This window comes from Isoptericola sp. NPDC057653, from assembly GCF_042799955.1.
In the GTDB taxonomy this organism is placed as follows: domain Bacteria; phylum Actinomycetota; class Actinomycetes; order Actinomycetales; family Cellulomonadaceae; genus Isoptericola.
On record NZ_JBHVHP010000001.1, the window covers coordinates 1593712 to 1619560 of the forward strand.

Consider the following 25849-nt stretch of genomic DNA (forward strand, 5'->3'; position numbering starts at 1 on the left):
TTCCCAGAAACTGTGGCGTGTGTCACGACCTTGCGCGTGGCCGCGGCCGCGGGGGAGGGGCGCTAGGCGGCCAGCTCGACCGGCACGTCCTCGTCGTGCCGCACCGCGAGCGACGTCACCGCCCGGGTGAGGCACACGTACAGGCGGCGCAGGCCGGACTCGCGGTCGACCTCCCCGGCCACGACCCCGGCCGGGTCGTCGAGGACGACGTGGTCGAACTCCAGGCCCTTGGCCAGGGAGGCCGGGACCAGGTCGAGCCGCGCGTCGAACTCGGTGGCCTGGTCGTCGGCGTCGTCGGCGTCGTCTGCGGCATCGGCGGCGGCGGCACTCGCTGCCCCGTCCTCCTCGCCGACGACGGCGAACTCCAGCCCGGCGGCCACGAGCCGGCGGCGGGCGGCGTCCAGGCCGGCGTCGGGCACGATCAGCCCCACCGATCCGTCGCGCGCGAGCGCGGCCCGCACCAGCTCCTCCGCCGGCGCCGTGGTGAGCACGAGCTCGCCGCGGGCCCGCCGCACGGCCACGGGCGGGGCGAGCTCGGGCGCGATCGTCGGGAGGAGGCGCGCCGCGTACTCGATGACGTCACCGGGCACGCGGAAGCCCGCGGTGAGCTGCTCGACGTGCCCGTCGGGCTTGCCCAGGTGGTGGAGCGCGTCCGCCCAGGAGCGCACGGCCCACGGCGTGGTCGCCTGGGCGAGGTCGCCGAGGACCGTGAGCGACCCCGTGCGGGCCCGGCGGCCGAGGACGCGCAGCATCATGGGCGACAGGTCCTGGGCCTCGTCGACGACGACGTGCGCCACCGAGGGCGCCCGCTCCAGCAGGTCGGCGAGCTCGTCGAGCAGCACGAGGTCGGCGAGCGTCCACCGGGCCGCCCCCGCGCTCCGCGGCGGCGCCTCCCAGGAGAGGGCCTCTCGCTCGGCCGGGGTGAGGACGTCGGCGGACATCTCCGCGAGGAACGCCGGGTCGGCCAGCAGGCGGTGGAGCAGCCGGGCGGGCGCGAGGGCCGGCCACAGCGTCGCGGCGTAGTCCTTGACCGGCTTGGTGCGCGCCAGGACGTCCCACGCCCGCTCGTCGAGCGCGTCGCCGGCCGCCTCGATCTGCTGCAGGATCCGGTGCGCCAGCGCGTACCGGAGCTGCTCGCGCCCCGCGTCGTAGCGCAGGTCGCGGCCCACCACGTGCGCGACGGCGTCCCGCGCCTCGTGGGCCGGCACGCGCCAGCGACGGGAGCCGCGCGGCAGGACCAGCGCCTCCGCGGGCTCGCCCAGGTGCGACCAGACGGCGCGGCGCAGCACCTGCGCCATGCGGGCGTCGCCCTTGAGGCGGGCTACCTCGGCCGGCTCCGTGCCGCGCAGGCGGCCGTGCGCGGCGACCACCTCCTCGACCGTCGTCTGCGTGGCGTCGACCTCGCCGAGCGCGGGCAGCACGTCCCGGATGTAGCGCAGGAAGCTCGAGTTCGGCCCGACGACGGTCATGCCCCGCCGGGTGACCTGCTCCCGGTGCGCGTACAGCAGGTAGGCCGCACGGTGCAGGCCCACGGCCGTCTTCCCCGTGCCGGGCGCCCCCTGCACGACGACCGTGCGGTCGAGGCCGCTGCGGACGATGACGTCCTGCTCGGGCTGGATCGTCGCCACGATGTCCCGCATCGGCCCGGTGCGCGGGCGCTCGATCTCCTGCTCGAGGATCTCCGAGTGCTCGACCTCGGTCGCGGCCGCGCCGGAGAGCACCTCGTCCTCGAAACCGGTGAGGACGCCCCGCGCGAAGCCGTACCGGCGCCGGGTCGTCACCCCCATCGGGTCGTCCCGGGTGGCGCGGTAGAACGCCGAGCTCACCGGGGCGCGCCAGTCCACGACCAGCGGGTCGCCGGCAGTGTCGGACACGTGCCGCCGCCCGACGTGGAAGACCTCGCCGCCGGACGGCTCGTCGCGGTCCAGCCGGCCGAAGAAGAGCGGCACGTGGGGGTCGTCCGCGAGCTGCGCCAGGCGTCGGGCCAGCGTGAGCTCCAGCGCCTCGGCGCTGATCCGGTCCCCGGCGTGGGCGGTCAGCCCCGCCGTGCGCTCGCGCATCCGGGCGAGCTCCTCGCGCGCCCGTTCCAGGTGTGCCCGTTCCCGGTCGAGCTCGGCATGGGTCACAGCGGGCACGGCTGACCTCCAGGACAACGGGCGGGTGGGAGCCGCAGGACATTACCCGGTCGCGGTGGTGGGGGCAACGTGCTCGGCGGCGGTCGATCGCGCCCGCACCGCCGGCGGCGGGGCGCCGATGTGATCTGCGTCCCAGCGGTTGGCATCCGGCCGAGGCGAACCTAAGTTAGGCCAGGCTGACCTCACTTCGACCACCCCGAGGAGACCCGTGACGAAGTCCTCCGCCCTGCTGGGAGCCGCGACCGCGGCCGAGTACGCGGGCGCGCTGCACGCCGTCGTGGACGACGTGGCCGCCCGCGTCGCCGCCGCCGAGCAGCCGTTCTGCGGCGCGAGCCGGCGCGAGCTGCAGGCGCTCGTCGACGACGTCGACCTCGACGGCCCGCCGGTCGGGACGCCCGACGCGCTGCGCGAGACCGCCGAGCTCTACGCCTCCCACGCCGTCTGGTTCCACCACCCAGGCTACGCCGCGCACCTCAACTGCCCGGTGGCGCTCCCGGCGGTCGGCGCCGAGGCGATGCTCGCCGCGATCAACACGTCGGTCGACACGTACGACCAGTCGACCGTGGCGACGCTCATGGAGCAGCGGCTCGTCGCCTGGACCGCCGCGCGCGTCGGGTTCGAGGCCGGCGACGGGGTCTTCACCTCCGGCGGCACGCAGTCCAACCTGCAGGCCCTGCACCTGGCCCGCGAGCGCGCCCTGACCGACGCGGCGGGCGCCCGGCTCGGCGGTGCCGCGCGGCGCGAGCGGCTCGGCCGCCTGCGCGTGCTCGCCACGGCGTCGGGCCACTTCAGCGTCGCGCGCTCCGCCCTGCTGCTCGGCCTGGACGACGACGCGGTGGTCGCGGTCCCGACGGACGCCGCCGGCCGGATGGACCCGGGCGCGCTCGCCCGCGCGCTGGTCGACGTCGAGCGGGCCGGCGACGTCGTCATGGCCGTCGTCGTGACGGCCGGCACCACCGACCGCGGCTGCGTCGACCCGCTGGTGCCGGTCGCGGACCTGTGCGACGCCGTCGGGGCCTGGCTGCACGTGGACGCCGCGTACGGCGGCGGGCTGCTGCTGTCGCCGCGCCGCCGCCACCTGCTGGACGGCGTCGAGCGGGCCCGCAGCGTCACGGTGGACTTCCACAAGACGTTCTTCCAGCCGGTGTCGTCCAGCGCGCTCGTGGTGCGCGACCCCGCCGACCTGGCCCGCGCGACGTGGCACGCCGACTACCTCAACCCGGCCGAGGAGTCGGGCGAGCCCAACCCCGACCTCAACCTCGTGGACAAGTCGCTGCAGACCACGCGCCGGTTCGACGCCCTCAAGCTGTGGGCCACGCTGCGCGCCGTCGGCGCGGACGGCGTCGGCGCGATGGTCGACGCCGTGTGCGACCTCGCGGCGGCCGTGCACGCCGACCTCGCGGGCGACCCCGAGCTGCGCCTCCTCGCCCCGACCGACCTGTCGACCGTGCTGTTCCGGTTCCAGCCGGACGGCGTCGACGACGCCCGGGCCGACGCCCTCGTGCCCCGCGTGCGTCGCGTGCTCTTCGACTCCGGCCGCGCCATGGTGGCCAAGACGGTGATCGACGGGCGCCCGTGCCTCAAGCTCACCCTGCTCAACCCGGACGCGACGCTCGACGACGTCCGCGACGTGCTCGACCTGGTGCGCTCCACCGCGCACGGCCTGCTCGCCGGCCAGGAGCTGCTCGAGCTCGACTCCCCGCCCTGCCGCGCGGTGCACCCGCGGCTGGAGCGCACCGTCACGACCGACGCAGCCCTCGAGGGAGCAGCCCGATGACCCGCACCTACGACCTCCTCGGCATCGGCATCGGGCCGTTCAACCTCGGCCTCGCGGCGCTCGCCGACCCGCTGGACGACGTCGACGCCATCTTCCTCGACCAGCGCGACGCCTTCAGCTGGCACCCGGGCATGATGCTCGAGGGGGCCACCATCCAGGTGCCGTTCCTGGCCGACCTGGTGACGATGGCGGACCCGACGTCGCCCTGGTCGTTCCTCGCGTTCCTCAAGGCGACGGGCCGGCTCTACCCCTTCTACATCCGCGAGTCCTTCTACCCGCTGCGCGCCGAGTACGACCAGTACTGCCGGTGGGTGGCCGACCGGCTCACCACGCTGCGCTGGGGGCGCGAGGTGGTCGGCGTGGACCGCGACGACAAGACCGGCGACCTCGTCGTCACCGCCCGCCTCGCCGCCGGCCCGGGCCAGGCACCCCGCACCGAGACGTACCGGGCGCGCCACGTCGTCCTCGGGGTGGGCACGACGCCGCAGCTGCCCGGGCCGCTCGCCGGCCTGGCCGCGGAGTCGGCCCGGCACCCGGGCGCCGGGCCTGTGGTGCACAGCGCCGACTACCTGCCGCACCGCGACGCCCTCGCCGCGAGCGGCGCGGTGACCGTCGTCGGCTCGGGGCAGTCGGCCGCCGAGGTGTACCGCGACCTGCTCGAGGACGCGTCCCCGCAGGCCCACCGCGTGGACTGGGTGACGCGCTCGACCCGGTTCTTCCCGATGGAGTACACCAAGCTCACCCTCGAGATGACGTCGCCCGAGTACACCGACCACTACCGGGCGCTGCCCACCGAGCTGCGGGAGATCCTCGGCCGCGAGCAGCGCGCGCTCTACAAGGGCATCAGCGGCGACCTCGTCGACGAGATCTACGACACCCTCTACCGCAAGTCCGCCCTGGGCCGGGAGCTGCCGACCACGCTCCTGTCCGACACGGAGGTGGTCGAGGCGCGGTACGACGCCGAGGGCGCGGGCGGCGCCGGGGAGTACGTGCTGACCCTGCGGCACGGGCAGCTCGGCACGACGGCGGAGCACCGCACCCGCGCGGTCGTGGCCGCCACCGGCTACGGCTCGGGGGTGCCGGGCTTCGTCGCGCCGGGGCTGGTGGACCTCGACGAGCTCGGCCGCGTCGACGTCGCGCGCGACTACACCGCCGGTGCCGGCGGGCGCCTGCACGTGGGCGGCACCGAGGCGCACACCCACGGCGTGACCGCCCCCGACCTGGGCTTCGCGCCGTGGCGCAACTCCGTCATCCTCGCGCAGGTCACCGGTCGTGAGCCGTACCCGGTCGAGAGCCGCATCGCCTTCCAGACCTTCGGCCTGCCCGGGGGCGTCGACGCCGCGCCCGCGCCGTCGTCGGCCGCGGTGGGGGAGGTGGCGCGATGACCGTCACGACCGAGCCCCGCACCGCCCGCGCGTCCGCGGACGCCGTCGCGCTCGAGCCCGTGGACCCGGCGCGCGACGTCACGACCCTGCACGCCTGGCTCGCCCATCCCGCGTCGGCGTTCTGGCGCATGGGGCACCTGACCGAGGGCGAGGTGCGGGCCTACCTCGAGGCCGTCGTCGCCGACCCGGACCAGGACGGCTGGCTCGGACGCGTGGAGGGCCGGCCCGCCTTCTACACGGAGACGTACGACCCGGCCCGCGTGCTCCTCGCCGGCGTGCACGACGCCGTCCCCGGCGACCTCGGCATGCACCTGCTCGTCGCGCCGCCGCCGGCCGACCCCGGCGACCGCGTCCCGGGCCTCACCGACGCCGTGATGGCGGCCGTCGTGCGGTTCTGCCTCGCGCCCGAGGGCCGTGGCGCGGCGCGCGTCGTCGTCGAGCCCGACGTGACGAACCGTGCGATCGCCGCGAAGAACGCCGCCGCGGGCTTCCGCGTGCTGCGCGAGGTCGACGTCAGCGAGGGCGACGGACCTGGCGGGCACGTCAAGCGGGCGGCCCTGAGCGTCTGCACGCGCGCGGACTTCGCGGCGTCGCCGCTGGGTGGCCCGAGCGGCGTCGACCTCGCCCCGCACCTGCGCCCGGGCCTCGCGGCGCAGGCGCACCGGCACCTCGCCGCGAAGGCGCTCGCCGAGCTCGCGCACGAGCGGCTCTTCCGCCCCGAGCCGGACCCCGACGGTCGTGAGCGGTACGTGCTCGCGCTCGACGGCGTGACCTACCGGTTCACGGCGCGCACGTTCGCCCTGGAGCACTGGGTGGTGGACCCGTCCTCGATCACCCGGACGGCCGGGCCGCCGGCCGCCGAGGGCGTGGAGCTGCCCGTGGACGCGCTGGAGCTCGTCGCCGAGCTGCAGCCGCTGCTGCAGATCCCCGACGACCTGGTCGCGACCTACCTCGAGGAGCTGTCCTCGACCCTCGCCGCGGCCTGCGCCAAGCGCGACCGCGAGCTGAGCGGAGCGTCCCCGCAGGTCCCCGAGCTGCTGGCGGCGCTCGCCCCGGACACCGCGGACCCCGCAGGCGGCCTCGACGGGGCGGACGACGACCGACGCCGCGCCGACGCGTTCCAGGCCACCGAGGCGGCGATGACCGAGGGCCACCCGGGCTTCCTCGCGAACAACGGCCGCATCGGGTTCTCGCTGGACGACTATCTCGCGTACGCGCCGGAGCGGGGCGAGCGGATGCGCCTGGTCTGGCTGGCGGCGCGGCGCGAGCACTCCCACCTGGCGCTCGGGGACGGCCTCACCGAGGCCGGCCTGTACGGCGACGAGCTCACCGGTGCCGAGCGCGCCGCCTTCGCCGGCCGCCTCACCGCGCGCGGCCTCGACCCGGCCGAGTACCTCTACCTGCCCGTGCACCCGTGGCAGTGGCAGCACCGCGTGCCGGTCACGTTCGCGGCCGACGTCGCGCGGGGCGACCTCGTGCCGCTGGGGCCCGGCGCCGACGAGTACCAGCCGCAGCAGTCCATCCGCACGATGTTCAACCGGACGCGGCCGGAGCGGCACTACGTGAAGGTGGCGCTCGCGATCCAGAACATGGGCTTCCTGCGCGGGCTCTCCCCGGCCTACATGCGCGCCACCCCCGACATCAACGACTGGGTGGCCGGCGTCGTCGAGGGGGACGCGACCCTCCGGGCGAGCGGCTTCGGCGTGCTGCGGGAGCGCGCGTCGGTCGGCTACACGGGCGACGTCTACCACCGCACCGCCCGGCCCAGCGCGCACCGCAAGATGCTCGCCGCGCTCTGGCGGGAGTCGCCGGTGCCCCGCACGGCGCCGGGGGAGCGGCTGGCCACCATGGCGAGCCTGCTGCACCGCGACGCCTCGGGCCGCGCGCTCGCGACCGCCCTCGTGCGCGCGTCCGGGATCGCGCCCGAGGCCTGGCTGCGCGCCTACCTCGACGCCTACCTGTACCCGCTGATGCACTGCCTGCGCGCCCACGACCTCGCCTTCATGCCCCACGGCGAGAACCTCGTGCTGGTGCTGCGCGACGGCGTGGTGCGGCGGGTCTTCATGAAGGACATCGGCGAGGAGGTGGCCGTCCTCGGGCACGGCGCCCTCCCGCCCGGCGTCGAGCGCGTGCGCGCCGCCGTGGACGCCGACGAGAAGGCGCTCGCGGTCTTCACCGACGTCTTCGACGGGGTGCTGCGCCACCTGGCCGGCATCCTCGCCGTCGACGGCGTGCTGCCCGAGGACCGGTTCTGGGCCGTCGTGGCGGACGTCGTGGACCGGCACGGGGCCGAGCACCCGGACCTCGCCGGGCGCGTCGACCTGCGCGTGCCGCGCTTCGCGCACTCGTGCCTCAACCGGCTGCAGCTGCGCAACACGCTGCAGATGGTCGACCTCACCGACCAGTCCGCCTCCTTGCTGTACGCAGGGACGATGGCCAACCCCGTCGCCCGCCCGGGCACCCCGTGAGCCGACCCTTCGAGCTCTTCCGCGACGACCTGGGCGTGCCGCACGTGCGCGCGGGCTCCGAGGCGGACCTCGCGTTCGGGCAGGGGTACGTCACCGCCCTGGACCGCGGGTGGCAGCTCGAGGTGGACCGCTGGTACGGCGAGGGGCGGCTGGCCGCCCGCGTCGGCCCGGCGGGCCTGGAGTGGGACCGGTTCGCCGTCCGCGTGCGCCTGGCCGACACCACCCGGCGGGTGTGGGCGGCGCTCGCGGCCCCCGAGCGGGACTGGCTCGCCGCCTACGCCGACGGGGTGCGCGACGGCCTGGACGCCGGCGGCCGGGACGCGCCCGAGCGGGCGGAGCTGGCCCGGGCGCTCGGCGGCGCCCCGCTGCCCGCCGACGAGCCGTGGCACCCGTGGACCCCGGTCGGCACGTTCCTGGTGCACCACGTCCTGTTCAGCGGCTTCCCGCACCTGCTGTGGCGCGAGCACGTGGCCCGCACGCTCGGCCCCACGCTCGGCGCGGCGGCCCTCTCCTGGTGGGGCGGGGACGACGGCGGGAGCGGGGGCCCGTCGTCCGGCTCCAACGCGTGGGCGCTGCACGGGTCGCGCACGGCGTCCGGCGCGCCGCTGCTCGCCGGCGACCCGCACCGGTTCCTCGAGCTGCCGGGCGTGTACCAGCAGGTCAGGCTCGCGCGGCCGGGGCACGACGTCGTCGGCCTGGCGTTCCCGGGCGTGCCCGGCGTGCTGCACCTCGGGCAGGCCGAGACGCCCACCGGGTCGGTGGCGTGGGGCATCACCAACGCGATGGCGCACCACGTCGACCTCGTCGCGGAGGCGTCGCACGGCGACGACGTCGGCGCGACCGAGGTCGTCGCGTCGGGCGCCGAGACCGTCCCCGTGCGCGGCGGCGAGGCCGTCGAGGTGCCGTGGGCGGAGACCCCCCGCGGCCCGCTCGTGACCGACCGCCACAGCCTCCGGTGGCCCGTCCGCGTCACGGCCGACGCCGGGGTGGCCGCCTGGCGGGCGCTCCAGGGCGCGCGGACGGCGCGCGAGGTCGCGGCCGCCTTCGCCGGCTGGGTGGACCCGGTGAACCGGGTGCTCGCCGCCGACTCGTCGGGGGAGGTGCTGCGCCTGACCGCCGGCCGCGTCCCGGTCGTGCCGCCCGCGGAGCGCGTGATGCCCCGGGCCGTCGAGGACGTGGCGCGGTCGGGGCAGGCGGGGCGGCGGGCCGGGCCGGAGTGGCTCGGCCTGCCCGCGCCCACCGCCGTCGTCGACGTCGCGGTGGACGCCAACGACCGGTCCGGCCGGCCCGGCCACGACCTCGGCCTCGTGTACGCCCCGCACCGGGCGGCCCGGGTGCGTGCCCTGCTCGCCGCACCGCCGCCGGGCGGGGAGACGGCGCGGTCGCAGGAGCGGGTGCTCGCCGACACCCGTGACGGCGGGGCGCCTGGGCTAGTCGCGTGGCTGGAGCGGGCGGAACCCGGGTCGGAGAACGCCCGGCGGCGCGCGGGGCGCCTGCTGGCCTGGGCGGCGGCGGGGGCCCGGACGGACGCCGACGACGCGGACGCCGCCCTCTTCGCCCGCTGGCGGGACGCCCTGGTGCGCCGCGTCGCCGCCGACCCGGCGCTGGCCCCGTTGCACGCGCCGCACGGCCTGCCGGCGGTGTTCGCGCCGTGGCTCGACGTCGTCGCGCGCGTGGGCGACGCCCTGCCCGCCGTGCTCGCGTCCGGCGTCGTCGGCTCCCGGGCCGCCGCCGCGGCGGCGCTGGCGGACCTCGACACGCTCGACGGGCCCGCCGACGGGGACGACGCCGAGACCTGGGGCGACCTGCACCGCCTGGCCCCGCTGCACGCGCTGGACCTGGTGCCCGGCGCGACGGCGCCGGTCGTGCCCCGCGCGCCCCTGGGCGGGACCGGCGACGCCGTGCGCTGCACCGGCGGGGTCCCCGGGGTCACGACCGCCGCCTTCCGCGGCTCCGTGGCGCGCTGGGTGTGGGACCTCGGCGACCGGCGCCGCAGCCGCTGGGGCGTGCCCTTCGGCGCGTCCGGCGACCCGCGCTCGCCGCACTTCGCCGACCAGCACCCGGCGTGGGCCGCCGCCCGCACCACCGTGATCGAGACCGACTGGGCGCGGCTGCGCCCGGTACCCCTGCCCACCGGCCGGCCCCTGGCCGACGACGACCGACGGAGCTCCCGATGACCGACGACCCCCGACTGCTGACCGGACGCCGCGGCGAGGAGGTGTGGCGGGCCGGCGCGCCGGGCGCCGGCACGGTGACCGCGCACGTCCTCGACCCGGTCGCGGACCTCGACGTGCTGCACGCGTGGGTGAACCGCCCGTACGCGGGCTTCTGGGGGCTCGGCGGCCTGAGCCGCGACGACCTGAGCGCCACGTACGCGTTCGTCGACTCCCTGCCCACGCACCACGCGTACCTGGTGCGGTGGGACGGCGAGCCGGTGGTGCTCGTGCAGCTCTACCACCCGGAGGACGACCCGGTCGCGACCGCCTACGACGTGCTGCCCGGCGATGTCGGGATGCACTTCTTCAAGGGGAGCGACGGCCCGGCGGCGCGGTACGGGGTCGCCCCGTGGGACGTCATCGGGCCCGCGGTGCTCGGCCTCGCGCTGGCCCTGCCGGGCGCCCGCCGGCTCGTGGTGGAGCCGGACGCGCGCAACGAGCGCGCCCTGGCCCGCATGGTGGCCTTCGGCTTCGAGCCCGCCGGCACGGTGCGCTTCGAGTCGCCGCAGGGCCCGAAGGAGGCGGCTCTGGCGTTCCTCGGTCGCGAGCGCGGCGACGCGATCCTGGCGGCCGCGCTCGCGGCGGGTGCGGGGGCCACGGGCTGAGCGGGGCCCGGGGCCGGGACGGGCCGGCTACGCCTGCGCGTCGGCCGGCCGCACGGCCGCCGGCACGGGGCCGGTGGTGGTGCCCGGCACGAGCTCGACGGGCAGCGTGGTGCAGGTCGGCTCCTCGCCGGCGAGCACCCCCAGCACCGCCCGGCCGAGGGCCGCGCCCTTGGCCTGCAGGGGCTGGTGCACGCTGGTGAGCACGTCGGGGGAGAGCCACGGCAGGTCGATCCCGTCGAAGCCCGCGATCGACACGTCGTCGGGCACGCGCAGGCCGAGCTCGCGGGCGGCGATGACGGCGCCCGCGGCGAGCAGGTCGGAGTGCGCGACGATCGCCGTCGGGCGCTCGGTCTCCGGCACCCAGGCGCCGAGGATCTCCGTGGCCGCGTCGCGGCCGTGCTCGACGAGGGACGCCGGCGTCTCCCAGGAGATGACCGGCTCCACCTCGTCGCGCACGCCGTCGAGGCGGTGCCGCGTGGAGGTGCGGTCCGCCTGAGCGAGGCGGGCCGCGTCGATCGGGCCGGACCGCTCGACCGCGTCGAGGGGGAGCGTGATCTCCGCGATGCGGGTGTGGCCCAGCTCCTTGAGGTGGCGCACGGCCAGCGCGGTGCCGGCCCGGTCGTCGAGCGCGACGAGCGGCGCGCCGTCCACGCGACCGCCCTCGCCGACGACGACGGGCACGTCGCGGCGCCGCAGCGCGGCGAGGGTCGCGTCGTCCCTGAGCACGCCCCACACGAGCACGGCGACGTCCATCGCGGCCGACTCGAGCAGCGGGTCCACGGCGGGCACGGGGGCGGCCGGGGTGGTCCCGTCGTCGGCACGTGCGGGCGCCGCCGCTCCGCGGACGCCGGGGATGAGCAGCACGCCGAGCCCCTCGGTGCCGAGCACGTCGACGAGGCCGTCGAGCACCTTGACCGCCACGGGGTCGCGGAACGCGCGCCCGGGCTGGTCGCCGATGACGACGCCCACGATCCCTGACCGCCCCGACCGGAGCTGGCGGCCCAGCGGGTTGGGGCCGTGGTAGCCGAGCTCGGCGGCGGCGGCGAGCACCTTGTCGCGGGTCTCGGCGGTGATCGGGCCGGCGCCGGAGAACGCCAGCGAGGCAGTGGAGACCGAGACGCCCGCGAGCTCGGCCACCCGGGCCAGCGTCGGTCGGGCGGCGGTGCTGCGTCCCATGAGGCTCCTTCGGGCGGTGTCGGGGCGCCAGCCTACCGGGGGATTCCGGGGTTCGAATCGATTTGACCAGCGCGGCGGATTCCGGAAACGTCAGACCGTGACCTCCGCTCGCCCTGCCGCACCCCGGCACGCCGTCCGCGCCGCCTGGGCCGTCTTCGCCGTCTTCGTCGTCGCCGGGATCGGGATGGCCACATGGGCCTCCCGCATCCCCGCCGTCCGCGACGGCCTCGGCTTCCAGGCGGACGAGATGGGGCTGCTGCTGCTCACCGGCGCCATCGGCTCGCTGATCGCCCTGCCGCTCTCCGGCATGATCGCGTCGCGCATCGGCGCGGGGCGCACCTGCGTGTCGTTCGCGGCGCTCGCGGCCGCCGGCTTCACCGTCGCGACCCTCGCGGTCGAGGGCGGCAGCCCGCTGTGGGTCCGCGTCGGGCTGTTCCTCGGCGGCATGGGCGTGGGCATCTGGGACGCCGCGATGAACCTCGAGGGTGCCGTCGTCGAGCGGCGGCTCGGCCGGTCCGTCATGCCGCGCTTCCACGCGGGCTTCTCCCTCGGCACCGTCGCGGGCGCCGGCCTCGGCGCGCTCGCCGCGCACGGCGGCGTGTCCCTGCCGCTGCACGTCATCACGGTGATGGTCGTCGACCTGGTCGTGGTCGTCGTGTGCGTACGGTTCTTCGAGCCGACGACGGCGCACGCCGAGGCCCCCGCCGCGGGTGCGGCGACCGACACCCAGGCGGACCCGGCCACGGCTGTCGACGCCGGCGGCGGCCACTCGCTGCGCGACACCCTGGCGACCTGGCGCGAGCCGCGCACCCTGCTCGTCGGGCTCGTCGTGCTCGCCGCGGCGCTCACCGAGGGCGCCGCGAACGACTGGGTCAGCCTCGCCGTCGTCGACGGCTTCGACGCGCCGCAGTCCACCGGCGCGATCGGCCTGGCCGTCTTCCTGTGCGCGATGACGCTCGCCCGGCTCGCCGGCACGTCGCTCATCGACCGGTACGGCCGCGTCACCATGCTGCGGATCTGCGGCTCCGCCGCCCTGGTCGGCGTGGTGGCCTTCGCGCTCGTCCCGTCGCTGTGGGTGGCGCTGGTCGGGGTGGCGATCTGGGGCGCGGGGGCCTCCCTCGGGTTCCCGCTCGGTATGTCGGCGGCGTCCGACGACCCGCGGCGGGCCGCGCTGCGCGTGTCCGTCGTCTCGACCATCGGCTACTCGGCGTTCTTCGTCGGGCCGGCCCTCATCGGCTTCCTCGCCGAGCACGTCGGGTACCGCGACGCGCTGCTCGTCCTGGCGGTCCCCGTGGCCCTCGGGCTGCTCGTGGCCGGAGCCGCACGGCCGCTGCCGGCCGCCGCCGACCCGGCGCGTACGCTGGACGCGTGAGCCTTTCCGCCGTGCCCGCCTCGCCTGCCACCGAGCCGCCCGCGACCGCCGCGGACCGCTCCACCTCGACCCCCACGCTCTCCGAGCTGACGACGCTGCGCGTCGGCGGGCCCGTCGACGCGTACGTGGAGGCCGAGTCGGAGGCGGAGCTGATCGACGCGGTGCGCGCGGCGGACGACGCCGACCAGCCGCTGCTGGTGATCGGCGGCGGCTCGAACCTGCTGGTCGCGGACGAGGGGTTCGCGGGCGTCGTCGTGCGCGACGTGCGCCAGGGCCTCGACGCGGACCTGGCCGACTCGTGCGGCACCGACGGCGCGTGCGGCGGCGCGAGCCTGCGCCTGCCCGCGGGGCAGGACTGGGACGCGTTCGTCGCCGAGGCCGTGGCGAACGAGTGGGTGGGCGTCGAGGCGCTGTCGGGCATCCCCGGCACCGTCGGCGCCGCCCCGGTGCAGAACATCGGCGCGTACGGGCAGGACGTGTCCGGCGTCGTGGCGTCCGTGCGGACCTGGGACCGCGCCACCGGCCAGAGGAAGACCTTCCCGCTCGCGTCCCTCGGCTTCGGCTACCGCACGTCGCTCCTGAAGCGCACGATGCGGTCCGGTGGCGGCGAGGGCGCGCCCTGGTACCCGACGCCCCGGTACGTGGTGCTCGAGGTGAACCTGCAGATGCGGCTCGGCAGCCTGTCCGCGCCCGTCGGCTACCGCGAGCTGGCCCGCCGCCTCGGCGTCGAGGTGGGCGAGCGCGCCCCGTCGGCCGAGGTGCGGCAGGCGGTGCTGGAGCTGCGCGGCGGCAAGGGGATGCTGCTCGACGGCGTGGGCGGCGCCCCGGAGCCCGACCACGACCGCTGGTCCGCGGGGTCGTTCTTCACCAACCCCGTGCTGCCGGCGGACGCCGCGGACGAGCTGCCCGAGGACGCCCCGCGCTTCTCCGTGCGCTCCGCGACGCCCGAGTCGACCGTGAGCCCGAGCCTCGGCGCCGTCGACACCACGCTCGTGAAGACCAGCGCGGCGTGGCTCATCGAGCACGCCGGGTTCACCAAGGGCTTCGGCCTCGCCGGCGAGCACAGCCCCGCGCGCCTGTCGACGCGCCACACGCTCGCCCTGACCAACCGCGGGGGCGCGACGGCGGCCGACCTCGTGGCGCTCGCGCGGACCGTGCGCGACGGCGTGCGCGACACCTTCGGCGTCGAGCTCGAGCCCGAGCCCGTCCTGGTCGGCACCGCCCTCTAGGCCCGGTGGTAGGCCCGGTGGTAGGCCCGGTGGGTGGTCAGTAGAGGACGACGGGCGTGCCCTTGGGCATGCCCCACGAGTCCCACAGCCAGTTGATCGCGGCGTTGGACACGCGTACGCACCCGTGCGACGCGGGGAAGGGCGGGATCGACGGCGAGCCGTGCACCGCGTACCCGCCGGAGAAGTACTTGGGCCGGTACATCGAGCCGAGCTCGAGCGTGGACTCGTGCATCCCGTTGCGCTCCATGTACACCGCGAACGAGCCGCGCGGCGTCGACGCGTGGTACGTGCGGCCCTTGGCCTCGTAGGTGTCGCCGTTGCCCGACGACGCGTTGAAGATCCGCGTGACCTTGCCGTTCTCCACGGTCATGAGGAGCTGGCGGTCCAGGTCGATCTCGACCGCCTTGCCCGACGACGAGTGCGCGCTGGGCCGGACGCCGTCGTCGAGCGCGGCCTGCGTCTTCGGCCCGACGACCCCGTCGCGGTACTGGCCCGCCGCCTTCTGCAGCGCCCAGACCGCCTGCTGCGTGGCCGGGCCGTACGTGCCGTCCGCGTCCTGGAGGAAGTAGCCCAGCTCCTGCAGCCGCTCCTGCAGGGCGGTGACCTTCGCCCCCGAGTCGCCGTAGGAGATCAGCTTGTCGCGCGCCTCGGCGGCCTTCTTGGCGGCGGCCTCGTCCGCGGCCTTCTGCTCCTCCGCCTCCTTGGCGGCGGCCTCCTCGGCCGCCTTCTTCTCCGCGGCCTTCTTCGCCTTCTCGGCCGCCTTCTTCTCGGCTTCCTTCTTCTCCGCCGCCTTCTTGGCGGCGTCGTCGGCAGCCTTCTGGTCCGCCGCGTCCTGCTCGGCCTGCTGCTGCGCCGCGTCGTCGGACGCCGAGCCCTGGACGCCGTCGTCCGGGGTGGAGCCGTCCGCGGGGGCCGAGGAGGTCGCCGTCGGGGCGGTCCCCGGTTCGGCCTGCCCGCCGTCTCCCGACAAGGGGGCGCAGCCCCCGAGCACGAGGGCGAGCACCACCGGCACGCCGAGGAGCGACGCCGCGCGGCGTCGCCGGGTCGTGGGAACCGTACGCATCGTGTCCCTTCCGCGCCGGTGTGGCGGCGTACCGGGTGCGCCGCGGGGTACCACCGTGCCCCGCGACCGCCCCGACCGCGACCGCAGCACTCCGGTCGTGTCGTGATCGTGACCTGTGACAGGTCGGTCACCTGCCACGACGCTCGGGGCGGCGAAAAGGTTGTGCCGAGGGTCGGCTCTCGAGCACGCGACCGCTCGCGTCACCGGGGCGGACGGCGCGAGCGGTCGCGTGCTCGACGGTGGGCCGGGTCAGCGGCGGTCCTCCTTGAGGACGGCCAGGCGCTGCCGGTACTCGGCCTCGTCGATCTCGCCGCGGGCGTACCGCTCGCCCAGGACGTCGACCCCGCCGGCGCCGCCGCGGGCCCACGGCGGGCCGTAGCGCCGCGCACGGCGGGCGATGAGGAACACGACGGAGGCGAACAGCAGGAACCACAGGATCGGGAAGACGATCCACCAGCCCGGCCCCCCGCCGGCGGCGTACGGGTGCGCGACGACGGCCGCGGGGACGGCGATCGCGGTGGCAGTGGTGAGCATCGTGGACTCCTCGTGACGGTGGGTCCGCCCTGTGCGGGCCCTCGACCACCACCGTCGCCCGGGGGGACGGGCCGCGTCGTCAGCCGGGCGTACCGACCCGGGTGGTCCCCGGGTGCCGCCCCGCCGGGCTCAGCCGGACCAGCCCGGCCGCACGACGCCGCCCTCGTACGCCGCCACGACGAGCTGCGCGCGGTCGCGGGCGCCCAGCTTCGCCATCACCCGCGAGACGTGCGTCTTGACGGTGGACTCCGACAGGTAGAGCGTGCGCGCGATCTCGTCGTTGGACAGCCCGCCGGCCACCTCGACGAGCACCTCGCGCTCGCGGGCGGTGAGGTCGCCGAGGCCGGGCGGGGGCGGTACGTCGCGGGTCGCGTCGGCCACGCGGGCCAGCAGGCGCCGGGTGACGCCGGGGGACAGGAGGGCGTCGCCCGCGGCGGCCACGCGCACGGCCCGCACCAGGTCCGCGGGCTCGGTGTCCTTGACGAGGAAACCGCTCGCGCCGCCGCGGACGGCCTCGGCCACGTACTCGTCCAGCTCGAACGTCGTCACGACCACCACGTGCACGCCGCCCGTGCCCGGGTCGGCCACGATGCGGCGCGTGGCCTCCAGCCCGTCGGCGCCGGGCATCCGCACGTCCATGAGGACGACGTCCGGCAGCAGCTCCAGGGTGAGGCGCACCGCCTCGTCGCCGGTGGCGGCCTCGCCCACCACCGTCATGTCGTCCTCGGCGTCGAGCAGGGCGCGGAAGCCGCCGCGCACGAGCGCCTGGTCGTCGGCGAGCAGCACGCGGATCATGCGTCCTCCGTGGGGTTCTCGGGCAGCGGGATGGCGGCGTCGACGAGGAAGCCGGCGCCGACGGTCGCGGGCCGGGGCCCCGCGCGCAGGGTGCCGCCGGCGCCCTCGACCCGCTCGCGCATGCCGCGCAGCCCGTAGCCGTCGGGGCGCGGCCCCGACGGCGCGGCCGGGCCGCCGTCGTCCGACACCACGACCCGCAGGGTGCGCTCCGCGCGCTCGCCGCGGACGTCGACCCGCGCGACGACCGACCGGGCCCCCGGGGCGTGCCGGCCGACGTTCGTCAGGGCCTCCTGCACCACCCGGTACGCGACGCCGGCGAGGTGCGCCGGCACGGCGCCGTCGGCCAGGAGGCCCGGCTCGACGTCGAAGCGGACGTCGACGCCGCGGGCGCGCAGCGGCTCGGCCAGCCGGGGCAGGGCGGCGAGGTCCCAGGTGGGGGTGCGGGGCTCGGGCGCGGCGTCGTCCTCGCCGCGCACGACGCCGAGCACGGCGCGCACCTCGTCGAGGGCGTCGCGGCTCGTGGCCTTGATCGACGCGAGCGCCGAGCGGGCCTGCTCGACGTCGCGGTCCAGCAGGTGCAGGCCCACGCCTGCCTGCACGTTGATCGCGGACAGGGAGTGGGCGAGGACGTCGTGCAGCTCGCGCGCGATCCGCAGCCGCTCGGTCGCGACGGCGGTGCGCTCCCGGTCGGCGCGGGCGGCGCGCAGCGCGGTGGCGCGGGCGAGCCGTTCGCGGACGCCGGTGGCGATCAGCAGCGCGACGGCGGTCCACGCCGCCCCGCCGAGGAGGGCGGCCGACCGGGGCGCGTCGTCGCGCAGGGCGGCGGCGCCCACGACGGTGCCCCACATCAGCAGCGCCCCCGACCAGGCGATCGCCCGCGCCCGGGCCGCGGGGCCGGTGAGCAGCACCATGACGAGCACGCCGACCGTGCCGCCGAACACCGGGCCCCACGCGTACCCCAGCACCAGGTACGCCCCGAGGGCGCCCACGGCCAGCAGCACGGCGAGCGCGGGGCGGCGGGGCAGGGTCAGCAGCACGAGGGGCCCGACGAGCGCGAGGGCCAGGCCCAGCGCGTCGACGCCGCGGGCGTCCGGCTGCCAGTGCGACGCACCCAGGGTCCCGACGGTCACGACGACGGCGAGCGCCAGCGCCAGGAACAGCCGGGGGCGCCAACGGTCGAGGGGGCCGCGCTCCATGCCGGGCACGCTACGCCGCGGCGGGGGGCGGCGCGTCCGACCGGGGTGCCGTGCGACGTCGTCCCCGGGGACCACGCCGCGTCGTCCTGGTGGTCGTGCTGGTGGTCGACGAGGCGGCCGCCGTCGCGCCGGCGGGTCGGTCGCGGGCGAGCAGGACGGCGCCCAGCACGAGGCCGATGCCGACCGCGGCCGCCGGCGTCACGTGCTCGCCGAGCACCGCGACGGCGAGCACCGTCGCCCCGACGGGCTCCAGCAGCGACAGCAGCGCCGCCGACGTCGCGCTGACCCCGCGCTGCAGGCCGGCGTAGAACGCGAGGTACCCGACCGCCGTCTGCACCAGCGCGAGGAACGCGAGCGTGACCCACGCGGTGGCGTCGAGCGAGCCGAGGGCGAGTCCCGCGGGGGCCGCGGGCACGAGCGACGCGAGCCCCGCCAGGGTGAACGCGGTGGCGACCAGGGGAGCGGGGGCGAGCCCGGGCAGGACGCGGCGGTTGACGACGGTCGTCGCGCCGAACGCGACCGCCGCGACCAGCGCGAGCGCGACGCCCCACCCGGCATCGCCGCCGGCGTCGGCGGGCCGGCGCACGTCGCCGACGAGCGCGAGGCCGGCGACCGACGCCGCGAGCGCCACCAGCACCGGGAGGCGCGGGAGGCGCCGGGCCCGCAGGGTGCCGTGGGCGGCCACGACCAGCGGCGCGCCGCCGAGCGCGACCACGGTCGCGACGGCGACGCCGACCTGGACCACGGACTGGAAGTACGCCGCGCCGAAGACGGCGGCGAGGGCGGCGGTGAGCAGCACGTGCCGCGCGGAGGCGGCCGTCCGCGGGATGGCGCGCAGCTGCCCGGTGACGGCGGTGACGCCGAGCACGGCCAGCCCGCCCAGCAGGAGCCGCAGGGCCGACACCGCCGTCGGGGACATCGCGCTGTGGGCCGTGATCGTGGCGGCCGCGACGCCCCCGGTGCCCCAGAGGAGCGCGCCGGTCGCGACGAGGACGGCACCCCCGCCGAGGGCGGGCGCGGGAGGGGCCTCGGCACCGGGTCTCGTCGTCGTCACCGGCCCATCGTCGGACGAGGGGGTGCTTCAGATCAATCGAAGTTCTCCGCACTCGGGCTTAAGGTATTTCGATGCACCTCGACCCGCGCCGGCTCGCGATCCTCCTGGCCGTCCACCGCCACGGTGGCATCGTCGCCGCCGGCGAGGCGCTGGGGGTGTCCCCGTCGGCGGTCTCGCAGCAGGTCGCGCGTCTCGAGGCGGAGTCGGGGCAGCGACTCGTGGACCGGCAGCCGGCCGGCGCCGTGCTCACCCCGGCGGGCCGGCTGGTCGTCGAGGCCGCGGAACGCATCGAGGCCGAGCTCACCGACACGCGGCGGGCCCTCGCGGAGCTCGCGGGCGAGCCCAGCGGCACGGTCGCCGTCGGCGCCTCGCCGACGCTGATCAGCGGCCTGCTGGCGCCCCTCGCCGGGCGACTCGCCCGCACCTCGCCCGGGCTCGACGTCCACCTGCTGCAGGCGGAGGGCGAGGCGGCGCAGCGGGAGCTGCGCCGCGGCGGGCTCGACCTGATCCTCACCGAGACCGAGAGCGACATCGGGCGGTCCACGCCCGCCGGAGCGCGCGACGTCCCCGTGCTCGACGAGCCGTGGCTCGTGGTGCTCCCGTCGCACCACCCGGTCCCCGAGAGCCTGACCGACCTGCGGCACGCGACGTGGCTCGGCGCGGAGGCCGGCCACGCCGCCGACCGGGTCGTGCAGCGTGCCCACGCCGCGTCGGGGGCCACGGCCCCGCTCACGCACCGGTACGACGACTACACGGTGGCGCTCTCCCTCGTCGCGGCGGACCTCGGCGTCGCGGTCGTCCCGGCGCTCGCGGTGCCGGGCCTCCTGCCGGGCACGGTGCGGGTCGTCGCCCTGCCGGGGCTGGGGACGCGGCAGATCGTGGCCCGGCACCGGACGACCGGCGGCGCACCGGGGCCCGCGACGCTCGCGGTGCTCGACCACTTGCTCGCCGCCGCCGCCGGCTGACCCGCGCGCTGTCGGCGCCCGCCGCTACGGTCGCGACATGACCGGCGACGCCGCCGCGCCGGTGGTGCGGCTGACCCGAGACCAGGCCCGGCGCATCGCCGTGCGGGCGCAGCTGCTCGACGCGCGCCGCCCGGACGACCTCGTGGCGACGGTCGAGCACCTCCTGGTGCTGCCCGTGGACCCCACCGCCGCCGTGGCGCCGGCGGTGGACCTCGTGCCCTGGTCCCGCCTCGGCCGCGCGACCTGGCCGGGCGCGGTGGAGGACGCGCTGGCCGACCGCATGCTGTTCCGCCTCGGGGGCACGGTGCGCTCCATGGAGGACCTGCCGCTGTACCTCGAGCAGATGTCCCGGTGGCCGTTCGGGGACTGGCGCGCGAGCTGGTTCCACGACAACGCACCGTTCCTCGACGACGTCCTCGCGCTGCTCCAGGACGCCGGCCCGCTCACCGCGCGCGACGTGCCGGACACCAGCGTGCGGCCGTGGCGCTCCAGCGGCTGGACGGGGCACCGCAACGTCACGCAGATGCTGGAGTTCGCGTGCCTGCACGGCGACGTCGCGATCGCCGGGCGGCGCGGGCGCGACCGGCTGTGGGACCTGGCCGAGCGGGTCTACCCCGACGTGCCGCCGCTGCCGCGGGCGGAGGCGGCGCGCGAGCGCGTCGCCCGGCTGGTGCGGGCGCGCGGGATCGTGCGCCCCCGGGTCCCGGGGCTGCCCGGGGACGAGGACTACCTCGACCTCGCCGGGACGCCCGTCACCGTGGAGGGCACCGAGCGGACCTGGCTCGCCGACCCGGAGGCGCTCGCGGCCGTCGACGAGCCGTTCGAGGGCCGCACCGCGGTGCTCTCGCCGTTCGACGCCCTCGTGCACGACCGCGCCCGGCTGCTCGAGATCTTCGACTTCGACTACGTCCTCGAGATGTACAAGCCGCGGGCGCGGCGGCGCTGGGGCTACTTCGCGCTCCCGGTGCTCCACGGGGACCGGTTCGTCGGCAAGGTCGACGCCACCGCCGACCGGAAGGCGGGCGTGCTGCGCGTGGACGCCGTCCACGAGGACCTGCCCTTCGAGCCGGACGTCGCCCAGGCCGTGCGGGGCGAGCTGGCGGACCTCGCCGGCTGGCTCGGGCTGGACGACGTGTCGCTGTAGTCCGGCCCGCCGCGGCCGGCTCCCCGCGGGCAGATGAGAGGCGTCTCATCCGCGTCTCACCCCGCGCTCGCCCCGGGACGGTCGGATGGCGGGGTGCCGACCTCCCCGCCGCTCGCCGCGCCGCCCACCAGAGCTCCCGCCACCGCGCCCGCCACCGCGCCCGCCACCGCGCCCGCCACCGCGCCCGACGACCACCGCGCGTGGCTCGACCTGCTCGCCGGCGACGGCGCGGCCGGGGTGCTGGGCGCGGCGCTCGCGGCCGACGGGTCCGAGCTCGAGTCCTGGTCGGTGCGGCAGGTGCACGCCCGCCCGGGCGCCGAGGTGACGGTCGCCTACGAGGTCGTGGCCCGTCGTGCGGGTGCCGGCGGCACGCTCCGCGCGCGGGAGCACCTGTGCGCGTCGAGCGCGCCGGGGTCCGTGTTCCGTCGGGCTCGCGGCGCGGTCCGGGACGGGGACCCGCTCGGCCCGGGCGTCGTGCGGCTGGACGACGGCGGGCGGAGCCTGCACGTGTGGCGGCACCCGCACGACCCGGCGCTGCCCGGCCTGGCGGCGGGCAGCACCCCCGCGGGGGTGCGGGAACGGCTGCGGGCGGCGGGCGTGGACGCCGAGGTGCTCGCCCTGGAGACCGTCACGTACCGCCCGCTGCGCCGCGCGGTGCTCCGGGCGCGCACCACCGCCGGCACCGTGTACGTCAAGGTGGTGCGGCCCTCCCGCGCCGACGCCCTGGTGCGGCGGCACGTGCTCCTCGCCGGCGCCGACGGGGTCGTCGCCCCGCGGGTGCTCGGCGGGCCCGAGGCGCCGGGGGACGGCGTCGTGCTGCTGACGGAGGTGCCGGGCGCGTCGGTCGCCGACCTCCTCGCGCGGACCCCGGCGGCCGGCCGGGCCGACTGCCTCGACCCGGCGGAGGTCCTGCGCGTCGCGCACGGGCTCCCCGCCGCCGGCGTGTCCCTGCCGCCACGCGCGCCGTGGGCGGACCGGCTCGACCACTACCTGGGCGCGCTGGCGGCGCTGCACGGGGCCGACCCCGGGCGCCTCGCGCGCCTGGGCGCCCGGATCGGCGCCGTCGTCGACGCCCGCGACCCCGGCCCCGTCGTCACGACGCACGGCGACCTCCACGCGGCGAACCTCCTGCTCGACCCGGCGTCGTCGGCCCCTGGCGCGGGGCGACCGGCGCGCGTCGGCGGCCTGCTCGACGCCGACACGCTCGGCCCGGGACACCTCGTCGACGACCTGGCGTGCGCCGTCGCGCACCTGGCCGTGCTGCCCGCGCTCGCGCCCGCCGCGTACGCGGGCACGGAGGGCCTGGTCGCGCGCTGCCTCGACGTCTTCGGCGGCGCGGCGGACCCGGCGCTCCTGCGCGCGCGGGCCGCCGCCGTCGTGGCCTCGCTGGCCGCGGGGGCCGACACGGCGGCGCGCGCCGCCGCCTTCCTCGCGGTGGCCGAGCGCCTCGCGGCGGACGCGGCGGCTTTCTGAGAGACCTCTCACCTGCGGCTCCCCGGCGTCTCACGGGGGCCGCGAAGGCTGGGAACCAGGCGGGCAGGACGCCCGGCCATCACGGGGGCACGACGCCGCCGACGACACGAAGGAGCAGCACCATGAAGGCACGCAGCGCATGGATCGTCACCGGGGCGCTCGGCGCGGTCGGCCTGGGCGCCGTCGCCGCCGCGGCGCAGGGCACCGTCGACGACGCGCCGTCCGACGACGCCACCACCGCCACGGTGCGCGTCGCCGACGACCACGGGGGCGCGACGCCCGACCCGACGTCGAGCGCGAACGCGGCCACCCCGCCCGTCGAGTCGGCGGACCCGTCGCCGTCTGCGGTGCAGAACGCGTCGACCGTCACCACTGTGACCGCGCAGTCCGCGCAGTCCGCGAAGACGGCGCCGACGGCACAGTCCGCGAAGTCCGCGCCGTCCACGCCGTCTGCGAAGTCGGCCCCGACGCCGCAGTCGCCCGCCAGCCCGAACACGCCGGCCAGCCCGAACACGCCGGCCAGCCCGAACACGCCGGCCAGCCCGGTCAGCCCGGTCACCCCGCAGTCGGCCCAGAGCGCCCCGACGGCGCCGTCCGCCGACTGACACCGTCCGCACTCGCCGAACAGGCGGTGGTGCACGTTCTGAGCGTTCAGAACGTGCACCACCGCCTGTTCGGCACTCGGGTCAGGCCAGCCGGTAGCCCATGCCCCGCACCGTGACGAACCGCTCGACGCCGAGCTTGTTGCGCAGGTAGCGCACGTACACGTCCACGACGTTGGACCCGGGGTCGAAGTCGTACCCCCACACGCGCGACAGGAGCTGCTCGCGGCTGAGCACCTGCCCGGCGTTGCGCAGGAACGCCTCGGCGAGCGCGAACTCGCGGGCGGACAGGTCCACCTCGACGCCGGCGGCGGTGGCGCGCCGGGTGCGCAGGTCGAGGCTGAGGTCGCCGTGGCTGAGCACGGTGACCTCGCCGGCGGGCTCGACGCGCAGCCGCAGGCGGATGCGCGCCAGCAGCTCCTCGAAGCGGAACGGCTTGGGCATGTAGTCGTCGGCGCCGCCCTCGAGGCCGGCGACGGTGTCGGTGACGGAGGTGCGGGCGGTGAGGATGATGACGGGCAGCGTCACCCTCGCCTCGCGCAGGCGCCGCAGCACGGTGAAGCCGTCCTGGTCGGGCAGGCCGAGGTCGAGCACGAGCAGGTCGAAGTCGCCCGTGCACGCGAGGTCGAACGCCTCGCGCGCGGTGCCGACGGTGGTGCTGGCGTACCCGGCGGCGCGCAGTCCCTTGGCGATGAAGGAGGCGATCCGGGTCTCGTCCTCGGCGACCAGGATCTGGCTCACGGCGTGGTCCTCACGGTGCGGTCCTTCCGTCGGGAGGGGGAGGGGGCGGCGGCACGGCCGGCGGCAGGTGCGGGGGAGTCCCCGCGTCGGCGTCGGGCACCGGGAGCACGGGGATCTCGACGGCGAACAAGGAACCCCGACCCACGACGGACTCGACCGTCGCCCGGCCGCCGTGCCCGTGGGCGATGGCGGCGACGATGGCCAGCCCGAGGCCGGAGCCGTCGCGGCGCTCGCCGTCGTGCTCGGCGCGCGCGAAGCGCTCGAAGACCCGGCCGAGGTCGTCGGGCGCGATGCCGACGCCCTCGTCCCGCACCCACAGGCGGACGCTCGAGCCGTCGGCGGTGGTGCGCGACCCGATGGCGACGACGCTGCCGGGCGCGGAGAACTTCACGGCGTTGGCGGCGAGCTGCAGCCACGCCTGGGTGAGGCGCTGCGCGTCGGCGAGGGTGCGCGCGTCGGTGCGGGCGTCGACGAGCCAGGTGCGCTCGCCGAGGGTGCGCGCCTTGTCGAGGACGTCGTCGGTGAGGCGGCCGAGCTCGACGGGTGCGGGGCGCACGAAGTCGGGCTGCCCGACCGTCGCGAGGGTGACGAGGTCGTCCACGAGCCGGTGCATCCGGTCGAGCTCGTCGAGCGTGAGGTCGCGCGTCTCGGCGGCGTCGGCGGGGTCGGCGGGGTCCATGAGCTCGAGGTGGCCGCGCACGATGGTCAGCGGGGTGCGCAGCTCGTGCCCGACGTCGTCGAGCAGGCGGCGCTGCGACTCGAAGGACCCCTCGAGCCGGTCGAGCATCGCGTTGACGGCGCGGGTGAGGTGCGTGAGGTCGTCGTTGCCGGTCTCGGGGATGCGCGCCGACAGGTCGGTCTCGCCGATCTGCTGCGCGGTGTGCGCGAGGGTGCGGATGGGCCGCAGCAGCCGGCCGGCCAGGAGCCACCCGACGACGCCCGCGACGACGAGCGCCGCGAGCGCGACCAGGGCGTAGCCGCGGAAGACGGCCTGGGTCTCGGCGTGCTCGGCACCGCGGTCGTAGGCGAGGACGAGCGCGGCGGGGGCATCGGAGGTCGCGCCGCCGGCGGCCCCGGGCAGCGCGCGGACGGGGGCGACGAGGGCGCGGTAGTCGGCCGTGGAGGTGGTGACGGTGCGCAGCAGCACGCGGTCGGCGTCGACGAGCGGCGTGACGGCTGCGACGAGCTCGGGGTCGTCCTGCAGCCGCACCTCCACCTCCTGCTGGGTGACGAGGGGGCGCTTGCCGGTGCGCAGCCCGAGGACGCCCTCGTTCCGGGCGGGCACCTCGAGCTGGATGGCGGCGACCACCACCTCCTCGGGCGAGGAGAACGGCAGGCCCGTCACCGGGTCGACGCCGGAGGCCGCCAGGGTGCGCAGCTCGTCCGCGCTCTCCACGAGGTCGGCGTCGATGCGCTCGTCCACCTGCCGGTGGGTGAGCAGGAAGGCGGTGGCGCCGGCGAAGCCCAGGGCGAGAGCCGTGAGCGCGAGCATGGAGGCGAGCAGACGCGTGCGGACGGTGAGCCCGCGCCGGACGGCCCGCGCCATCAGCGGCCCCCGCCGGCGGTCGGGGTGGCGGTCGGGGTGGCGGTCGCGTCGTCGTCCGGCTCGTCGTCGTCCGGTCCGTCGTCGTCGTCATCGTCGTCATCGTCGTCGTCCGTCGGCGGGGCGGGCGCCACGTCGTCATCGTCGTCGTCGTCGTCGTCGGTGGGGGTGGGCGACGGCCGGGGCGAGGACGTGGGGGACGGTGTCGACGGCCCGGGGGAGACGACGACCACGCCGCCGACGTCGCGGTCCTCGGGCTGCGAGCCGGCGGCCGAGGCCACGAGGGCGACGATCGCCGCGACGAGGGCGGCGCCGAGCCCCCAGGGCACGACCCTGCGCCACCCCCGCCCCGCGCGCTCGCCGTCCGTCATGCCGG

The 25849-nt window shown here is 77.1% G+C and carries 21 protein-coding genes; 10 read left to right on the forward strand and 11 right to left on the reverse strand.

Annotation, left to right across the window (positions count from 1 at the left end; all coding sequences use genetic code 11):
• Window positions 1–62: 62 nt before the first annotated feature.
• Window positions 63–2135, reverse strand: a complete 2073-nt coding sequence (locus tag ACFU9A_RS07130; protein WP_430574554.1) for a HelD family protein — start codon at window positions 2133–2135, stop codon at window positions 63–65.
• A 208-nt stretch (window positions 2136–2343) separates the two neighbouring features.
• On the opposite strand from ACFU9A_RS07130, the gene ACFU9A_RS07135 reads away from it, so the two are divergent.
• From ACFU9A_RS07135 to ACFU9A_RS07155, 5 genes are read left to right on the forward strand one after another with little or no spacing between them, the layout of a single operon-like run.
• A complete protein-coding gene (locus tag ACFU9A_RS07135; protein WP_430574555.1) occupies window positions 2344–3912 on the forward strand; it encodes a pyridoxal phosphate-dependent decarboxylase family protein in 1569 nt (522 codons plus the stop codon).
• Complete coding sequence (locus tag ACFU9A_RS07140) at window positions 3909–5297, forward strand: lysine N(6)-hydroxylase/L-ornithine N(5)-oxygenase family protein (RefSeq protein WP_430574556.1); 1389 nt, start codon at window positions 3909–3911, stop codon at window positions 5295–5297. The genes ACFU9A_RS07135 and ACFU9A_RS07140 overlap by 4 nt, the downstream gene beginning before the upstream one ends.
• Window positions 5294–7765, forward strand: a complete 2472-nt coding sequence (locus ACFU9A_RS07145; protein ID WP_430574557.1) for a GNAT family N-acetyltransferase — start codon at window positions 5294–5296, stop codon at window positions 7763–7765. The genes ACFU9A_RS07140 and ACFU9A_RS07145 overlap by 4 nt, the downstream gene beginning before the upstream one ends.
• Window positions 7762–9942, forward strand: a complete 2181-nt coding sequence (locus tag ACFU9A_RS07150) for a penicillin acylase family protein (RefSeq protein WP_430574558.1) — start codon at window positions 7762–7764, stop codon at window positions 9940–9942. Before ACFU9A_RS07145 ends, ACFU9A_RS07150 begins: the two co-directional genes overlap by 4 nt.
• Window positions 9939–10586 (forward strand): GNAT family N-acetyltransferase, encoded by a 648-nt coding sequence (locus ACFU9A_RS07155; RefSeq protein WP_430574559.1) that lies wholly within the window; start codon window positions 9939–9941, stop codon window positions 10584–10586. Before ACFU9A_RS07150 ends, ACFU9A_RS07155 begins: the two co-directional genes overlap by 4 nt.
• A gap of 27 nt (window positions 10587–10613) precedes the next feature.
• Here ACFU9A_RS07155 and ACFU9A_RS07160 read toward each other — a convergent pair whose 3' ends face one another.
• The gene (locus ACFU9A_RS07160) at window positions 10614–11762 is read right to left on the reverse strand and encodes a LacI family DNA-binding transcriptional regulator (protein WP_430574560.1); all 1149 of its coding nucleotides are present in this window, start codon (window positions 11760–11762) and stop codon (window positions 10614–10616) included.
• A 97-nt stretch (window positions 11763–11859) separates the two neighbouring features.
• Here ACFU9A_RS07160 and ACFU9A_RS07165 point away from each other — a divergent pair, with 97 nt between their 5' ends.
• Complete coding sequence (locus ACFU9A_RS07165; protein ID WP_430574561.1) at window positions 11860–13134, forward strand: MFS transporter; 1275 nt, start codon at window positions 11860–11862, stop codon at window positions 13132–13134.
• Entirely contained in the window at window positions 13131–14363 is a 1233-nt protein-coding gene (locus ACFU9A_RS07170) for a UDP-N-acetylmuramate dehydrogenase (RefSeq protein WP_430574562.1), read from the forward strand. The genes ACFU9A_RS07165 and ACFU9A_RS07170 overlap by 4 nt, the downstream gene beginning before the upstream one ends.
• A 37-nt stretch (window positions 14364–14400) precedes the next feature.
• On the opposite strand, the gene ACFU9A_RS07175 is transcribed toward ACFU9A_RS07170, so the two are convergent.
• From ACFU9A_RS07175 to ACFU9A_RS07195, 5 genes are all read right to left on the reverse strand, one after another.
• Window positions 14401–15426 carry a L,D-transpeptidase family protein gene (locus ACFU9A_RS07175; RefSeq protein WP_430574563.1) on the reverse strand — a complete coding sequence of 342 codons (1026 nt, stop codon included), beginning with the start codon at window positions 15424–15426 and terminating at the stop codon, window positions 14401–14403.
• A 249-nt stretch (window positions 15427–15675) separates the two neighbouring features.
• On the reverse strand, window positions 15676–15960 hold the full coding sequence (locus ACFU9A_RS07180) for an SHOCT domain-containing protein (protein ID WP_430574564.1): 285 nt from the start codon (window positions 15958–15960) through the stop codon (window positions 15676–15678).
• Between the two features lie 129 nt (window positions 15961–16089).
• A complete protein-coding gene (locus tag ACFU9A_RS07185; protein ID WP_430574565.1) occupies window positions 16090–16755 on the reverse strand; it encodes a response regulator in 666 nt (221 codons plus the stop codon).
• On the reverse strand, window positions 16752–17951 hold the full coding sequence (locus ACFU9A_RS07190; protein ID WP_430574566.1) for a sensor histidine kinase: 1200 nt from the start codon (window positions 17949–17951) through the stop codon (window positions 16752–16754). Before ACFU9A_RS07190 ends, ACFU9A_RS07185 begins: the two co-directional genes overlap by 4 nt.
• Before the next feature lie 10 nt (window positions 17952–17961).
• Window positions 17962–19005: a DMT family transporter gene (locus tag ACFU9A_RS07195; protein WP_430574567.1), complete on the reverse strand. Its 1044-nt coding sequence runs from the start codon at window positions 19003–19005 to the stop codon at window positions 17962–17964.
• 71 nt (window positions 19006–19076) lie between these two features.
• Here ACFU9A_RS07195 and ACFU9A_RS07200 point away from each other — a divergent pair, with 71 nt between their 5' ends.
• From ACFU9A_RS07200 to ACFU9A_RS07210, 3 genes are all read left to right on the forward strand, one after another.
• Complete coding sequence (locus ACFU9A_RS07200) at window positions 19077–19970, forward strand: LysR family transcriptional regulator (protein ID WP_430574568.1); 894 nt, start codon at window positions 19077–19079, stop codon at window positions 19968–19970.
• A gap of 37 nt (window positions 19971–20007) precedes the next feature.
• A complete protein-coding gene (locus ACFU9A_RS07205) occupies window positions 20008–21114 on the forward strand; it encodes a DNA glycosylase AlkZ-like family protein (protein ID WP_430574569.1) in 1107 nt (368 codons plus the stop codon).
• Window positions 21115–21207: 93 nt separating this feature from the next.
• On the forward strand, window positions 21208–22587 hold the full coding sequence (locus ACFU9A_RS07210) for an aminoglycoside phosphotransferase family protein (protein WP_430574570.1): 1380 nt from the start codon (window positions 21208–21210) through the stop codon (window positions 22585–22587).
• Window positions 22588–22666: 79 nt separating this feature from the next.
• Here ACFU9A_RS07210 and ACFU9A_RS07215 read toward each other — a convergent pair whose 3' ends face one another.
• From ACFU9A_RS07215 to ACFU9A_RS07230, 4 genes are read right to left on the reverse strand one after another with little or no spacing between them, the layout of a single operon-like run.
• Window positions 22667–23227: a hypothetical protein gene (locus ACFU9A_RS07215; protein WP_430574571.1), complete on the reverse strand. Its 561-nt coding sequence runs from the start codon at window positions 23225–23227 to the stop codon at window positions 22667–22669.
• Window positions 23228–23273: 46 nt separating this feature from the next.
• On the reverse strand, window positions 23274–23930 hold the full coding sequence (locus tag ACFU9A_RS07220) for a response regulator transcription factor (RefSeq protein WP_430574572.1): 657 nt from the start codon (window positions 23928–23930) through the stop codon (window positions 23274–23276).
• Between the two features lie 10 nt (window positions 23931–23940).
• Window positions 23941–25476 carry a sensor histidine kinase gene (locus ACFU9A_RS07225; protein WP_430574573.1) on the reverse strand — a complete coding sequence of 512 codons (1536 nt, stop codon included), beginning with the start codon at window positions 25474–25476 and terminating at the stop codon, window positions 23941–23943.
• Window positions 25476–25844, reverse strand: a complete 369-nt coding sequence (locus ACFU9A_RS07230) for a hypothetical protein (protein WP_430574574.1) — start codon at window positions 25842–25844, stop codon at window positions 25476–25478. The genes ACFU9A_RS07225 and ACFU9A_RS07230 overlap by 1 nt, the downstream gene beginning before the upstream one ends.
• Window positions 25845–25849 lie beyond the last annotated feature (5 nt).

What these genes read in the sequence shown, in the direction of transcription:
- ACFU9A_RS07225 (WP_430574573.1), bottom strand. Translation starts at nt 25,476, where the DNA reads ATGGCGCGGGCCGTCCGGCGCGGGCTCACCGTCCGCACGCGTCTGCTC.
- ACFU9A_RS07190 (WP_430574566.1), bottom strand. Translation starts at nt 17,951, where the DNA reads ATGGAGCGCGGCCCCCTCGACCGTTGGCGCCCCCGGCTGTTCCTGGCG.
- ACFU9A_RS07175 (WP_430574563.1), bottom strand. Translation starts at nt 15,426, where the DNA reads ATGCGTACGGTTCCCACGACCCGGCGACGCCGCGCGGCGTCGCTCCTC.
- ACFU9A_RS07230 (WP_430574574.1), bottom strand. Translation starts at nt 25,844, where the DNA reads ATGACGGACGGCGAGCGCGCGGGGCGGGGGTGGCGCAGGGTCGTGCCC.
- ACFU9A_RS07180 (WP_430574564.1), bottom strand. Translation starts at nt 15,960, where the DNA reads ATGCTCACCACTGCCACCGCGATCGCCGTCCCCGCGGCCGTCGTCGCG.
- ACFU9A_RS07145 (WP_430574557.1), top strand. Translation starts at nt 5,294, where the DNA reads ATGACCGTCACGACCGAGCCCCGCACCGCCCGCGCGTCCGCGGACGCC.
- ACFU9A_RS07205 (WP_430574569.1), top strand. Translation starts at nt 20,008, where the DNA reads ATGACCGGCGACGCCGCCGCGCCGGTGGTGCGGCTGACCCGAGACCAG.
- ACFU9A_RS07200 (WP_430574568.1), top strand. Translation starts at nt 19,077, where the DNA reads ATGCACCTCGACCCGCGCCGGCTCGCGATCCTCCTGGCCGTCCACCGC.
- ACFU9A_RS07160 (WP_430574560.1), bottom strand. Translation starts at nt 11,762, where the DNA reads ATGGGACGCAGCACCGCCGCCCGACCGACGCTGGCCCGGGTGGCCGAG.
- ACFU9A_RS07185 (WP_430574565.1), bottom strand. Translation starts at nt 16,755, where the DNA reads ATGATCCGCGTGCTGCTCGCCGACGACCAGGCGCTCGTGCGCGGCGGC.
- ACFU9A_RS07140 (WP_430574556.1), top strand. Translation starts at nt 3,909, where the DNA reads ATGACCCGCACCTACGACCTCCTCGGCATCGGCATCGGGCCGTTCAAC.
- ACFU9A_RS07155 (WP_430574559.1), top strand. Translation starts at nt 9,939, where the DNA reads ATGACCGACGACCCCCGACTGCTGACCGGACGCCGCGGCGAGGAGGTG.